Origin of the sequence: Shewanella holmiensis, assembly GCF_025370255.1 — a bacterium.
In the GTDB taxonomy this organism is placed as follows: domain Bacteria; phylum Pseudomonadota; class Gammaproteobacteria; order Enterobacterales; family Shewanellaceae; genus Shewanella; species Shewanella holmiensis.
Genome location: NZ_JAMTCD010000040.1, coordinates 1 through 15,571, shown reverse-complemented (window position 1 = coordinate 15,571; position 15,571 = coordinate 1). Strand labels below are relative to the sequence as shown.

Below are 15,571 nucleotides of genomic sequence, written 5' to 3'. Positions count from 1 at the left end.
GGCTTATTACGTTCAAATTTAGCTTTTGCCACGATATATTCCTTTCTTTTCAGAAGTGCTCGTTTAATTCGAGCAATATAACATTTATGCCGTAACCAATATTAGTTACGAGATTCTATAATCGCTTTTGCAATGTTTTGCGGTGCATCTGCGTACTTCAAAAACTCCATAGAGTAAGAAGCACGACCCTGAGATGCAGAGCGCAAATCAGTCGCATAACCAAACATTTCAGATAGAGGGACTACTGCTTGGATAATTTTAACACCAGCGATGCCATCATCCATTCCTTCAATTATGCCACGACGGCGGTTTAAGTCACCTACTACGTCGCCCATATAATTTTCAGGTGTAGTCACTTCTACTTTCATACAAGGTTCGAGCAACACAGGGCTTGCTTCAAGCGCACCCTTTTTGAAGCCCATAGAACCTGCAATTTTAAATGCCATTTCATTCGAGTCCACATCATGATATGAACCATCGAATAAAGTGACCTTAACGTCAAGCACAGGGTAGCCAGCTAATACGCCGTTCTTCATCTGTTCTTGAATACCTTTGTCAACGGCAGGAATGTACTCACGAGGAATAACACCACCCACGGTATCGTTAACAAATTCGTAGCCTTCACCTTCTTCGCGGGGCTCTATTTTAAGCCACACATGACCAAATTGACCTCGGCCACCAGATTGACGTACGAACTTACCTTCCACTTCAACACTTGAACGAATTGTTTCGCGGTAGGCAACTTGTGGTTTACCTACATTACACTCGACACTGAATTCGCGACGCATACGGTCAACGATAATGTCTAAGTGTAGCTCACCCATTCCAGAGATCAGTGTTTGAGCTGAATCTTGATCTGTTTCGACTTTGAATGATGGATCTTCCGCTGCTAATTTTTGCAGCGCAATTCCCATTTTATCTTGGTCTGCTTTTGAACGAGGCTCAACGGCAATGGTAATTACCGGTTCCGGGAACTCCATGCGCTCAAGAATCACTTTGTGATCATTATCGCAAAGAGTATCACCCGTTGTTACTTCTTTTAAACCAATAGCCGCGGCAATATCACCCGCACGCACTTCTTTTAACTCAGTACGGTCGTTTGCGTGCATTTGCACCATACGACCAATCCGTTCACGCTTCTGTTTAACAGAGTTATAAACGGCTGCACCGGTTTGCAGTACGCCGGAATAAACACGAATAAAGGTTAATGTACCAACAAATGGATCAGTCGCAATTTTAAATGCCAATGCGGCAAATGGCGCATTATCGTCAGATGGACGTTCAACTTCTTCTTCGTTCTCGTCAATACCTTTAATTGCAGGTACATCAATAGGCGCTGGTAAAAAGTCAACAACCGCATCTAACACAGCCTGAACACCTTTGTTCTTAAATGCAGAACCACAAGTTGCTAAGACAATTTCATTGTTAATTGTGCGCTGACGCAGTGCTTGCTTGATTTCTGTTTCTGTCAATTCACCTTCTTCAAGGTATTTATCCATTAACTCTTCAGAGGCTTCAGCAGCTGCTTCCACGAGATACTCATGCATCTCTGCTGCTTTAGCAGCAAGATGTGCAGGAATTTCTTCATAAGTGAATGTCATCCCTTGATCTTCTTCAGACCAGTTGATGGCTTTCATCTTAATCAAATCAATAACCCCTTTGAAATCTTCTTCTGTACCAATATTCATTTGAATAGGCACACAAGTCGCTCCAAGACGATTACGGATTTGCTTGATCACACGATCAAAGTCAGCACCAGTACGGTCCATCTTGTTAACAAACACAATGCGCGGAACGCGGTATTTGTCAGCCTGACGCCATACGGTTTCTGATTGAGGTTCAACGCCAGATGAGCCGCAGAAAACAACTACTGCACCATCTAATACACGTAACGAACGCTCTACTTCAATTGTAAAATCAACGTGACCTGGGGTATCGATGATATTAATACGGTGTTCAGTGTACTGAGCATCCATACCACGCCAGAAGGTGGTAACAGCAGCAGAGGTAATAGTAATACCACGCTCTTGCTCTTGTACCATCCAGTCCGTTGTGGCGGCGCCGTCATGCACCTCACCAATTTTATGAGACAGACCGGTATAGAACAGAACACGTTCTGTTGTGGTAGTTTTACCTGCATCCACATGAGCAACAATACCGATATTACGGTAACGCTCAATTGGGGTTGTACGAGCCACTTTTATACCCTCTCAACTAAAACAAATTTTGCTTTAGACAATATCAACAATATGGAGCGGGCTAATGCCCGCTCCATTATATTACCAACGGTAATGAGCAAAGGCTTTGTTAGCTTCAGCCATGCGATGCACGTCTTCACGCTTCTTAACAGCAGTACCTTTGTTTTCAGACGCATCTAGCATTTCACCTGCTAGACGTAGAGCCATAGATTTTTCACCACGCTTGCGAGCAGCTTCAACTAACCAGCGCATCGCTAGTGCGTTACGACGCACTGGACGAACTTCACATGGTACTTGATACGTTGAACCACCAACACGACGAGATTTAACCTCGACTGATGGGCGAACGTTATCAAGAGCTGCTTCAAGGATACTTAAATGATCTTCGCTTTTCTTTTCAGCGACAACATCTAGTGCCTTGTAGATAATTTTTTCTGCAGTCGACTTTTTGCCGTCCTGCATAATGACGTTGATGAACTTAGCCAACAACTCACTGTGAAACTTTGGATCTGGTAGGATTTTACGTTGTCCTACAACGCGACGTCTTGGCATATCAATTCTCCGTATGCTTCAGGTATTTCCAAAACTGGAATGTTAAATAAATACTAGCTTGGCCTTACTTTTAACGGGATACGTTAAGACTTAGGACGCTTAGCACCGTACTTAGAACGGCCTTGGCGACGTGTAGTCACGCCAGCACAGTCTAATGCGCCACGAACAGTGTGGTAACGCACACCAGGTAAGTCTTTAACACGACCACCACGGATTAGGATAACACTGTGTTCCTGCAAGTTATGGCCTTCACCACCGATGTACGAAGTTACTTCGAAACCGTTAGTTAGACGCACACGAGCTACTTTACGTAGTGCAGAGTTAGGTTTTTTAGGTGTTGTAGTGTACACACGAGTACAAACACCACGTTTTTGTGGGCACGCATTCAACGCAGGCACATTAGTCTTTTCGACTTTTGGCGCACGTGGCTTACGTACCAACTGGTTTACAGTTGCCATGTATAGCTCCGACAGTTGAATTACTCAACAATTAGGTGTGAAAAATCTATATCCCACAATGATGGGACGCGGAATTTTAGAAAGGTAATGCCATTCTGTCAAGAAATAGCCAACTTTTGATCGAAATTCGAAGAAAAAAGGCGCCATTGGCGCCTTTTTTAACAGTTTTGCAACTTAATCCTGACTTCCTGCCAAGTTAAGTAGGTCTGCTAGGTTCTGTTCAGCTTCGCTTGCAGTAACAGTAGTTGCTTCAACTTTGCCACCTTTGCTTGCTGCTTTAGCGCGTTCTTCGTTACGAGTCTTGTGATATGCGTAACCAGTACCAGCTGGGATCAAACGGCCAACGATTACGTTTTCTTTCAGTCCACGTAATGGATCGCTCTTACCACCAACGGCAGCTTCGGTTAGTACACGAGTCGTTTCTTGGAACGATGCTGCTGAAATGAATGATTCGGTCGCTAAAGAAGCTTTAGTAATACCTAATAATTCACGTTCAAACAGTGCAGGCATTTTGCCCTGTGCTTCAAGTTCGCGGTTAGCGATCTTAACGCGTGCAACTTCTGCTTGCTCGCCTTCTAAGAACTCACTGTCACCTGCTGAAGTGATAATACACTTGCGTAGCATCTGACGAATGATCACTTCGATATGCTTATCGTTGATCTTTACACCCTGAAGACGGTAAACATCCTGTACTTCGTTCACAATGTAGTTAGCTACATGATGAATACCACGAAGACGTAGAATGTCGTGTGCCGCTTCTGGGCCGTCAGCAATAACTTCACCGCGTTCAACTTTTTCACCTTCGAACACGTTTAAGTTACGCCACTTAGGGATCATCTCTTCATAGTGATCGTTACCATCAGCTGGAGTAATCACTAAACGACGCTTACCTTTAGTCTCTTTACCAAACGAGATGGTACCTGAGATTTCTGCAAGAATTGCAGGCTCTTTTGGCTTACGCGCTTCGAACAAGTCAGCAACACGTGGAAGACCACCGGTGATGTCGCGTGTTTTAGACGATTCTTGAGGAATACGAGCTAAAGCGTCACCAACGTTAATTTTCGCGTTATCGTCTTTTGCTACAATCGCGTTACCTGGTAAGAAGTATTGAGCCGGTACTTCAGTACCAGGGATCATTAAGTCATTACCATCAGCATCGACTAAGCGAATAGCAGGACGCATTTCTTTACCTGCTGACGTACGAGCACCAACGTCAAGTACGACAACAGAAGAAAGACCTGTTAACTCGTCAGTTTGACGTGTCATGGTTACGCCGTCGATCATGTCAACAAACTTAACCGTACCCGCAACTTCAGAAATAATTGGGTGAGTATGTGGATCCCAGTTAGCGATAATTTCGCCAGCGGTAACTTCACTGTCTTCCAATTTTTCTAACACGGTACCATAAGGTACTTTATAACGCTCTTTCTCACGACCTAGCTCATCGATGATAGCAAGTTCAGAAGAACGAGATACGATTACAAGTTTACCGTCGATGTTTGAAACATGCTTCGCATTATGTAGCTTCAGAGAACCCGCGTTCTTAACTTGAACGTTGTTTTCTGCTGACGCACGAGATGCCGCACCACCAATGTGGAACGTACGCATGGTAAGCTGTGTACCTGGCTCACCAATTGACTGTGCTGCAACAACACCAATCGCTTCACCATGGTTAATGATATGACCACGTGCTAAGTCACGGCCATAACATGCCGCACACACACCAAAGTCAGTATCACACGTGATTACAGAGCGAACGATAACTTCGTCAACGCTGTGCTCTTCTAACGTGTCACACCATGCTTCATCTAGTAATGTATTACGCGGCGCAAGAATCTCTTCAGTACCAGGCTTCAATACGTCGATAGCAACAACACGACCCAATACACGTTCACGTAATGGCTCAACAACATCACCACCTTCAATTAGCGGCTTCATTGTTAGACCGTGCTCAACACCACAATCATCTTCAACAACAACTAAGTCTTGAGCAACGTCAACAAGACGACGAGTTAGATAACCCGAGTTAGCTGTTTTCAATGCGGTATCGGCAAGACCTTTACGCGCACCGTGAGTAGAAATAAAGTACTGAAGTACGTTTAGACCTTCACGGAAGTTGGCCGTAATTGGTGTTTCGATGATCGAGCCGTCTGGCTTAGCCATCAGACCACGCATACCCGCTAACTGACGGATCTGTGCAGCACTACCACGAGCACCCGAGTCAGCCATCATATAGATGCTGTTAAACGAAGCTTGTTGCTCAGGTACGCCATCACGATTGATCACAGTCTCAGTCGAGAGGTTTTCCATCATCGCTTTCGATACTTTTTCGTTGGCAGATGCCCAGATATCGATAACTTTGTTGTAACGTTCACCAGCGGTGACTAGACCAGATTGGAACTGCTCTTGAATTTCAAGCACTTCAGCTTCAGCGTCAGCTACTAAGGTGTATTTCTCGTCTGGAATAACCATATCATCGATACCTACTGAGGCACCTGAAATGGTTGCAAAACGGAAACCGGTATACATCAATTGGTCAGCGAAGATAACCGTATCTTTAAGACCTAATTGGCGATAACAAGTGTTCAACAGTTTAGAAATCTGCTTCTTACCCATGTTCTGGTTAACCAGATCATAAGATAAACCTTCAGGCAGAATTAACGATAACAAAGCGCGACCGACTGTTGTATCAACAATGCGCGTTGCTTTTGTTTTTTCGCCATCATCAGCAATATGGGTTTCAGTAATTCGTACTTTAACGCGAGCGTGTAATTCAGCAGCACCGGTAGCGTAAGCTTTTTCGACTTCAGCTACTGAAGCGAATGCCATGCCTTCACCTTTACCGTTAATACGGTCACGGCTAGTGTAGTACAAACCTAATACTACGTCCTGAGACGGAGTAATTACTGGCTCACCGTTAGCCGGTGACAAAATGTTGTTGGTAGACATCATTAGCGCACGAGCTTCTAACTGAGCTTCAAGCGTTAATGGTACGTGTACCGCCATTTGGTCACCGTCGAAGTCGGCGTTGTATGCCGCACAAACTAACGGGTGTAATTGAATCGCTTTACCTTCAATCAGAACAGGTTCAAATGCTTGAATACCCAATCTGTGAAGTGTTGGTGCACGGTTAAGCATAACTGGATGTTCACGAATCACTTCGTCTAACACATCCCATACTTCAGCCTGCTCACGCTCAACCATTTTCTTAGCAGCTTTGATAGTTGTAGCTAGGCCACGACCTTCTAATTTGCCATAAATAAATGGTTTGAATAGCTCAAGTGCCATCTTCTTAGGAAGACCACACTGATGCAAACGTAAAGTAGGACCTACGGTAATAACCGAACGACCAGAATAGTCAACACGCTTACCTAGTAAGTTCTGACGGAAACGACCTTGCTTACCTTTGATCATATCGGCCAAAGATTTAAGCGGACGCTTGTTAGAACCCGTGATAGCGCGACCACGACGACCGTTATCTAATAGCGCATCAACAGATTCTTGTAACATACGCTTTTCGTTACGTACGATAATATCTGGTGCAGCTAGGTCTAATAGACGCTTCAAACGGTTGTTACGGTTAATCACACGACGGTATAGATCGTTAAGATCAGATGTCGCGAAACGACCACCATCTAACGGCACTAATGGACGTAAATCAGGTGGAAGAACCGGTAATACTTTTAAGATCATCCACTCTGGCTTGTTGCCAGAAGTGAAGAATGCTTCCATCAATTTCAAACGCTTGGTCACTTTCTTGCGACGAGTTTCTGAATTGATTGATGGTAATTCTTCGCGCATTTGCTCGATTTGTTGCTCAAGATCGATAGCTCGTAGCAATTCTAGAACTGCTTCAGCACCCATCTTAGCTTCGAACTCATCGCCGTACTCTTCTAACGCATCTAAATACGTCTCTTCAGTTAGCATTTGGCCGCGCTCAAGCGTGGTCATGCCAGGCTCGATCACAACAAATGATTCAAAGTACAGTACGCGTTCAATATCACGTAACGTCATATCAAGCATTAAGCCGATACGAGACGGAAGTGATTTTAAGAACCAAATATGGGCAACTGGGCTTGCCAGTTCAATGTGACCCATGCGCTCACGACGCACTTTAGTCTGGGTAACTTCTACGCCACACTTTTCACAAATTACACCACGGTGCTTAAGACGTTTGTATTTACCACACAAACATTCGTAATCTTTAACTGGACCAAAGATACGCGCACAGAACAAACCTTCACGCTCAGGCTTGAATGTACGGTAGTTAATGGTTTCTGGCTTTTTAACTTCACCAAATGACCAAGAACGGATTAGATCTGGCGAAGCCAAACCAATTTTAATACCGTTAAATTCTTCAGTCTTGCTTTGCTGTTTAAGAAACTTTAATAAGTCTTTCACGTTTCTCTCCTGAAGGAGTTAAACCAGGTGCTTTGCATGTGCAAAGCACCCTTGGTTACCAAACATTGCTTAAGTGCGATGCTTACTCTTGATCCAGCTCGATATTAATACCAAGTGAACGAATTTCCTTCAACAATACGTTGAAAGACTCAGGCATGCCTGGTTGCATCTGATGGTTACCGTCGACGATGTTTTTATACATCTGAGTACGACCGTTAACGTCATCTGACTTAACTGTTAGCATTTCCTGTAGAGTATAAGCTGCACCGTATGCTTCAAGTGCCCACACTTCCATCTCACCGAAACGCTGACCACCGAATTGAGCTTTACCGCCCAATGGTTGTTGAGTTACTAAGCTGTACGAACCGGTAGAACGGGCGTGCATCTTGTCATCAACTAAGTGGTTCAGTTTGAGCATATACATGTAACCAACAGTTACTTTACGCTCAAATTCGTTACCGGTACGGCCATCATATAATGATAGCTGGCCAGAAGTAGGTAGGCCTGCAAGCTCAAGCATTTGCTTGATCTCTTTCTCTTTTGCACCATCGAATGCTGGAGTAGCAATTGGAATACCACCCTTGAGATTTTTGGCAAGACGCATAATTTCATCATCAGAGAATGAATCGATATCAACGCGTTGTAACACGTCATCACCTAACTCATAAACCTGCTTGATATAATCACGAAGTTCAGCAAGTTCGCGCTGCTCTTCAAGCATAGCGGTAATACGATTACCGATACCTTTAGCGGCAGCACCCATGTGGACTTCAAGTACCTGACCGATGTTCATACGCGATGGTACGCCCAATGGGTTTAGTACGATATCTACAGGATTACCTTCATGATCGTATGGCATATCTTCAACTGGACAAATCTTCGAGATAACACCTTTGTTACCATGACGACCCGCCATCTTATCACCAGGCTGGATAGTACGTTTAACGGCTAAGTAAACCTTAACAATTTTCAGAACACCAGGTGCTAAGTCATCACCTTGAGTAATTTTACGACGTTTGATTTCAAACTTCTTATCAAAGTCAGCGCGCAGCTCTTCGTGCTGTTCTGCTAACTGTTCTAGTTCAGTTTGTTTTGTTTCATCGTCAATGACTTGAATAAGTAAGTCTTTACGTGGTAACTCAGCTAATTTAGCTTCAGAGAAGCCAGCAGCTAATAATAAGTTACGCGCACGACCTAACACACCGTCTTCAAGGATTTTGAACTCTTCGCCCAAATCTTTACGAGCTTGACGAACGTGCATGTCTTCAATTTCAAGCGCACGCTTATCTTTTTCTACGCCGTCACGAGTAAACACTTGTACGTCGATGATGGTACCTTTAACAGAGTTAGGTACACGTAAAGAGCTGTCCTTAACATCAGAGGCTTTTTCACCGAAGATCGCACGCAATAGCTTCTCTTCTGGAGTTAGCTGAGTTTCACCTTTAGGTGTCACTTTACCAACTAGAATGTCGCCACCTTTCACTTCAGCACCAATGTAAACGATACCTGACTCATCTAATTTAGATAAAGCAGACTCACCTACGTTTGGAATATCAGCAGTGATCTCTTCACTTCCAAGTTTAGTATCACGTGCAATACATGATAATTCTTGAATGTGAATAGTAGTGAAACGGTCTTCTTGCGCTACGCGCTCAGAAATTAAGATCGAATCTTCGAAGTTATAACCGTTCCAAGGCATGAATGCGATACGCATGTTTTGACCAAGAGCCAGATCACCTAAGTCGGTAGATGGGCCATCAGCTAACACGTCACCACGAACCACTGGCTCACCAACAAAACAACATGGGCGTTGGTTAATACAAGTGTTTTGGTTAGAACGGGTGTACTTAGTTAAGTTGTAGATGTCGATACCGGCTTCACCTGGGCGTAGCTCATCTTCATTTACTTTAACAACGATACGGCTCGCATCTACGTAGTCAACAACACCACCACGTTTTGCAGCCACAACCACACCAGAGTCAACAGCAAGAGTACGTTCAATACCAGTACCCACTAACGGCTTATCAGCACGTAAAGTAGGAACGGCTTGACGTTGCATGTTTGCACCCATCAATGCACGGTTAGCATCATCGTGTTCTAAGAACGGAATAAGTGATGCCGCAACAGAAATAATCTGTTGTGGTGATACGTCCATATATTGAACATCAGCAGCACGCATAAAGGTTGATTCACCTTTATGACGACACGCAATTTGTTCTTCAACCATACGGCCATCTGCATCAACTTCAATGTTTGCCTGTGCAATAACATAACGGCCTTCTTCGATTGCTGATAAGTATTCAACTTCATCAGTAATCACACCATCAACTACCTTGCGGTAAGGTGTTTCTAAGAAACCATAAGAGTTAGTACGCGCAAAACTTGCTAGCGAGTTGATTAGACCAATGTTTGGACCCTCAGGAGTCTCAATTGGACATAAACGACCGTAGTGAGTTGGATGTACGTCACGGACTTCGAAGCCTGCACGTTCACGAGTCAAACCACCTGGGCCAAGTGCAGAAATACGACGCTTATGCGTTACTTCTGATAGCGGGTTGTTTTGATCCATAAACTGAGAAAGCTGTGAAGAACCGAAAAATTCTTTCACTGCCGCAGATATAGGCTTAGCGTTAATTAAGTCCTGTGGCATAAGCTCGTTTAGATCGCCTAAAGATAGACGTTCACGAACTGCACGCTCAACACGTACTAGACCAACACGGAATTGGTTTTCAGCCATTTCACCTACGCTACGAATACGACGGTTACCTAAGTGGTCAATATCGTCGACTTCATCGTAACCGTTACGGATTTCGATGATTTTCTTCATAACGCAAACGATGTCTTCTTTAGACAATACGCCAGTGCCTTCGTCTTCAGCAATTTCAAGACGACGGTTGAACTTCATACGACCTACTTTTGATAAGTCATAACGTTCTTCACTGAAGAATAGGTTTTGGAATAAACCTTCAGCTGCATCTTTAGTTGGTGGCTCGCCAGGACGCATCATACGATAAATTTCAACTAATGCTTCTAAGCGGTTAGTTGTTGAATCGATACGTAAGGTATCAGCGATGTAAGCACCGTGATCAAGATCATTGATAAACAAAGTATCAATGTCTTTGATGCCAGCTAAAGATAAATTAGCTAAATCTTCTAAGGTGATTTCAGTGTTAGCCGTAACTAATACTTCACCAGTATCTTCATCGATGTAATCTTGTGCAGCATACTTACCAACAATGTAATCAACTGGCACTTCAAGCTCATTTGTGTTGGTTTTTTCAAGTTGCTTAATATGGCGCGCAGTTATACGACGACCAGCTTCAACTAACAGACTGCCTTCAGCATCTTTAATGTCATAGCTTGCTGTTTCGCCACGTAAGCGATCAGGTACTAATGCCATCACTAAAGAATCTTTCTTAATCTTGAACTGAATACGTTCAAAGAATAAGTCTAAGATGTCTTGGGTTGAAAAATCTAACGCACGTAGCATGATAGTCGCTGGTAATTTACGGCGACGGTCAATACGGACGAACAATGCGTCTTTAGGGTCGAATTCAAAGTCAAGCCATGAACCACGGTAAGGAATAATACGTGCGTTATACAGCACCTTACCAGAAGAGTGGGTTTTACCACGGTCATGATCAAAGAATACGCCAGGACTACGGTGTAATTGAGAAACGATTACACGTTCAGTACCGTTAATAACAAACGTACCATTTTCAGTCATCAATGGGATATCACCCATGTAGACTTCTTGTTCTTTAATATCTTTTACTGTGCCAGCTGCAGCTTCACGATCAAACAACACCATGCGTAATTTTACGCGTAATGGCGCTGAATAAGTGACACCGCGGATCTGACATTCTTTCACATCAAAAACTGGCTCGCCTAGTTTATAGCTAACATATTGCAGCTCAGAGTAACCAGAAAAGCTCTTGATAGGAAAAACGCTACGAAATGCCGCTTCAAAACCGCGCTCACCCGTAGGATCTTGATCGGTGAACTTCTTAAAAGAGTCTAACTGGATAGACAATAAATAAGGGATGTCCAAAACTTTTGGACGCTTACCAAAGTCTTTGCGAATACGCTTCTTTTCAGAATAGGAGTAAACCATGGGTTTCCTCTACTTACGAAATGTGACCAAGACTGAAATAAATTTAATTAAATCAGCACGTTTGCCCGTCACCGTTGTCGCAAGAACCTAACCAGTAATCTCTGCTAGGAACTGCTAAAACTGGCGATAAACGGTGAATAAAAATCGCCTGCGCATAAAGCGCAAAAAAGGCCGACGGTTAAAAAACCGCCAGCCTTCACCTAATTTCTTAGGTGACAGGTAAGTTAATTAAAACTTACTTGATTTCAACTTCAGCGCCAGCTGCTAATAACTCAGCTTTAAGTGCTTCAGCTTCTTCTTTAGAAACAGCTTCTTTAACAGCGATCGGTGCTGATTCAGACATTGTTTTAGCTTCTTTCAGGCCTAAACCTGTTGCGCCACGTAATGCTTTAATTACTGCAACTTTGTTAGCACCGTGTGCAGTAAGAATTACGTCGAATTCTGTTTGTTCTTCAGCAGCTGCACCAGCATCAGCACCGCCAGCTACAACAGCAGCAGCAGCAGAAACGCCGAACTTCTCTTCCATTGCTTCGATTAGTTCAACAACTTCCATTACAGACATTGCTGCAAAAGCTTCTAAGATTTGGTCTTTAGTGATAGACATTAGAAATATTTCCTATTGTTCTGAATTCAATTTGATTAAGCGGCCAACTTATAATTAAGCGGCGTCTTGTTTTTGATCGCGAAGGGCGGCCAATGTACGAACGAACTTGCCAGCAGATGCTTCTTTCATAGTCATCATTAACTGAGCTAGTGCTTCTTCGTATGTTGGTAGTTTCGCTAAACGATCAATATCAGCTGCAGGGATAAATACCCCTTCGAAAGCTGCACCTTTAACTTCAAACTTAGCTTGCTCTTTAGCGAAATCTTTTAAAAGACGCGCTGCAGCACCTGGGTGCTCTGTAGAGAAAGCTAGTAAAGTTGGGCCAGTGAACGTTTCTGCTAGGCATTCAAATGAAGTACCTTCAACAGCACGCTTAGCTAAAGTGTTACGTACTACACGTACATAAACACCATTAGCGCGAGCAGCTTTACGCAAAACGGTCATAGCACCTACAGTTACGCCGCGTGAATCGGCTACAACTGCAGAAAGTGCACCTTTGGCAGCTTCGTTGACTTCAGCAACAATTGCCTTTTTGTCTTCGAGTCTTAATGCCATTGGCTTTACTCCTGGATTCCACCTAGGGTTAATTCCCTAGTATTTACCAAACCAAATACAACATGTATTTGGATACTTACGGTGCAGATTTTCCAGTAAAAAAATTAGCTGGGGCCTGACACCGTCTACGCAGGAAATTAAGTGCATCTTACGAATTACACCTGCGGTCTTGGACGGAAGCCGATTTTCTAATCAAAACTCAAAAAGTTATGTTTAAATTACGGCTTCAACCCACAAAGTGCGCGCATTATAGACTAATGTGCGCATTTTGTAAAATTACTTAATGTCTTCCAAGCTAGCTTGGTCAACAGCAACACCTGCACCCATAGTGGTAGAGATGCTTACTTTTTTCACGTATACGCCTTTAGCAACTGCAGGCTTAGCCTTTTTCAGTGCTGACACTAACGCTTCTAAGTTGTCTTTTAACTGTTCTACAGTGAAATCCACTTTACCGATAGTAGTGTGGATAATACCGTTTTTGTCGTTGCGGTAACGAACTTGACCAGCTTTTGCATTCTTAACTGCTTCAGCAACGTTTGGCGTTACTGTACCAGTTTTAGGGTTAGGCATTAAACCACGTGGGCCTAAGATCTGACCTAACATACCAACAACGCGCATTGCGTCTGGTGATGCGATAACAACGTCAAAGTTCATTTCGCCAGCTTTAACTTGTTCAGCTAAATCTTCCATACCCACTAGCTCAGCGCCAGCAGCTTTAGCAGCTTCAGCGTTTGCGCCTTGTGTGAATACAGCAACACGAACGTCACGACCAGTACCGTGTGGAAGTACAGTAGCACCACGCACGTTTTGATCTGATTTACGAGGATCGATACCAAGGTTTACAGCTACGTCTACACTTTCTACGAATTTAGCAGTAGCTAATTCTTTTAAAAGAGCCACAGCTTCGTTGATGTCATACAATTTTGTTGCATCAACTTTTTCGCGGATAACGCGAGCGCGCTTAGTTAGCTTTGCCATTATATTAGTCCTCTACTACCAAACCCATTGAACGTGCAGTACCTTCAATTGAGCGAGTCATCGCTTCAATGTCAGCACCAGTCATATCAGCGGCTTTAGATTCAGCAATTTCCTGAACAGCGCTACGCTTGATAGTTCCTACTTTTTGAGTGTTAGGACGGCCAGAACCTGATTTCAGACCAGCTGCTTTAAGCAGTAGGAAAGACGCAGGAGGAGTCTTAGTTTCAAAAGTGAAAGAACGGTCGTTATATACAGTGATAACAACAGGAATTGGCATGCCTTTTTCGAACTTTTCAGTACGAGCGTTGAATGCTTTACAGAATTCCATAATGTTCACACCTTTTTGACCTAAAGCAGGACCAACTGGTGGAGACGGGTTTGCAGCACCGGCTGCTACTTGTAGCTTAATATAAGCTTCAATTTTCTTTGCCATGTCGACATTTCCTCTATTTGGGTTCAAACGCATCTCGGCGACATGCCAATCTGCTCCCCTGAAAACAACGGGTGCGGATTATACAAAAATCCACACCCGCAAACAATCACTTTTTTGTGGTTATTTTAATCAGCTTTTCTCAACCTGATTAAAATCAAGCTCTACAGGCGTAGAACGACCAAAGATCATTACAGAAACTTTAACGCGGTTCTTATCATAATCGACTTCTTCGATTGTGCCGTTAAAGTCAGCAAATGGTCCGTCACATACACGTACAACTTCACCAGGTTCATACATAACACGGTGCGTAGGTGATGTAACAGTATCTTGTAGACGTTGTAAAATCGCGTTGGCTTCTTTATCAGAAATCGGTGCTGGACGATCAGATGTACCACCAATGAAGCCCATTACTCGAGGAATGCTTTTCACTAAGTGCCAGCTATCATCGTTCATTTCCATTTGTACTAATACATAACCTGGAAAGAACTTACGTTCGCTTTTACGACGTTGACCTGCACGCATTTCAACAACTTCTTCAGTCGGCACAAGGATCTCACCAAAGTAAGCTTCCATACTGTGCATTTTGATATGCTCAAGCAATGTTTTTAAAACACGCCCTTCATAGCCAGAAAAGGCTTGAATTACATACCATTTTTTTTTCGCTTCTGTAGCTTCAGTCATGTTTAAATGCCTATACGCCTGTAATTAAATTCACAACTCGCAACAAGATTGCGTCTAATCCCCAAAGGATCAGTGCAACCACACCTGTTGCAGCAAGAACGATAAACGTTGTGGTAAGTGCTTCTTGGCGCGTTGGCCAAATCACTTTACGCACTTCAATATGTGCTTCATGAGCAAATGAAAGTGCTTGCTTACCTTTCACGGTTTGGAATGCAATGAAACCAGCAATTGCAAAAGTTACAATTACGCCAGCAACACGAGCCACAACACTGGCTTCTGCAAAAAATTGGTTAGCAATAACTGCTGCTAAGACTAGCAAAACAGCAACGCTCCATTTAACGATATCCAGAGAGTTACTCTGACTTTCAGTATTTGTTGTCATCGGTTAATTCCGTTACTCACTACGACCTGAGCTTACTTCGTAACAGCTAATCTGTTACAACATTTCCGAGCTACCCCCAGAAACCATCACAGCACAGGGTCAAAAATCGGCCATAGATTGTATTCTGATTCAGCTTTATTCGCAACATGAGTGGCAATCTAATCAACACAAATTGGTAAAAAAATTGTGTTTTATTCCATAGCCACTCATATAAA

11 protein-coding genes are annotated in these 15,571 nt (G+C 43.4%); all 11 read right to left on the bottom strand.

Annotated elements, in window-relative coordinates; all coding sequences use genetic code 11:
- Positions 1–101: 101 nt before the first annotated feature.
- The 11 genes from fusA to secE all read right to left on the bottom strand — a co-directional run bounded on the left by fusA (position 102) and on the right by secE (position 15,356).
- The gene (gene fusA / locus NE535_RS18070) at positions 102–2,198 is read right to left on the bottom strand and encodes an elongation factor G (protein ID WP_261299971.1); all 2,097 of its coding nucleotides are present in this window, start codon (positions 2,196–2,198) and stop codon (positions 102–104) included.
- A gap of 81 nt (positions 2,199–2,279) precedes the next feature.
- Positions 2,280–2,750, bottom strand: a complete 471-nt coding sequence (gene rpsG / locus NE535_RS18065; protein ID WP_226411997.1) for a 30S ribosomal protein S7 — start codon at positions 2,748–2,750, stop codon at positions 2,280–2,282.
- Between the two features lie 83 nt (positions 2,751–2,833).
- Entirely contained in the window at positions 2,834–3,208 is a 375-nt protein-coding gene (rpsL, locus tag NE535_RS18060; RefSeq protein ID WP_025823559.1) for a 30S ribosomal protein S12, read from the bottom strand.
- Positions 3,209–3,382: 174 nt separating this feature from the next.
- A complete protein-coding gene (gene rpoC / locus NE535_RS18055; RefSeq protein WP_261299970.1) occupies positions 3,383–7,609 on the bottom strand; it encodes a DNA-directed RNA polymerase subunit beta' in 4,227 nt (1,408 codons plus the stop codon).
- A gap of 82 nt (positions 7,610–7,691) precedes the next feature.
- Positions 7,692–11,723, bottom strand: coding sequence for a DNA-directed RNA polymerase subunit beta (gene rpoB / locus NE535_RS18050; RefSeq protein WP_261299969.1), 4,032 nt, complete (start codon positions 11,721–11,723; stop codon positions 7,692–7,694).
- A gap of 235 nt (positions 11,724–11,958) precedes the next feature.
- Positions 11,959–12,327: a 50S ribosomal protein L7/L12 gene (gene rplL / locus NE535_RS18045; protein ID WP_261299968.1), complete on the bottom strand. Its 369-nt coding sequence runs from the start codon at positions 12,325–12,327 to the stop codon at positions 11,959–11,961.
- Between the two features lie 54 nt (positions 12,328–12,381).
- Entirely contained in the window at positions 12,382–12,882 is a 501-nt protein-coding gene (rplJ, locus tag NE535_RS18040) for a 50S ribosomal protein L10 (protein WP_261299967.1), read from the bottom strand.
- A gap of 276 nt (positions 12,883–13,158) precedes the next feature.
- On the bottom strand, positions 13,159–13,860 hold the full coding sequence (rplA, locus tag NE535_RS18035; RefSeq protein ID WP_261299966.1) for a 50S ribosomal protein L1: 702 nt from the start codon (positions 13,858–13,860) through the stop codon (positions 13,159–13,161).
- Positions 13,861–13,864: 4 nt separating this feature from the next.
- Positions 13,865–14,293 carry a 50S ribosomal protein L11 gene (gene rplK / locus NE535_RS18030; protein WP_188843830.1) on the bottom strand — a complete coding sequence of 143 codons (429 nt, stop codon included), beginning with the start codon at positions 14,291–14,293 and terminating at the stop codon, positions 13,865–13,867.
- Between the two features lie 129 nt (positions 14,294–14,422).
- Complete coding sequence (nusG, locus tag NE535_RS18025; protein ID WP_188843828.1) at positions 14,423–14,974, bottom strand: transcription termination/antitermination protein NusG; 552 nt, start codon at positions 14,972–14,974, stop codon at positions 14,423–14,425.
- Positions 14,975–14,984: 10 nt separating this feature from the next.
- Positions 14,985–15,356 carry a preprotein translocase subunit SecE gene (gene secE / locus NE535_RS18020; protein WP_261299965.1) on the bottom strand — a complete coding sequence of 124 codons (372 nt, stop codon included), beginning with the start codon at positions 15,354–15,356 and terminating at the stop codon, positions 14,985–14,987.
- Positions 15,357–15,571: the final 215 nt, after the last annotated feature.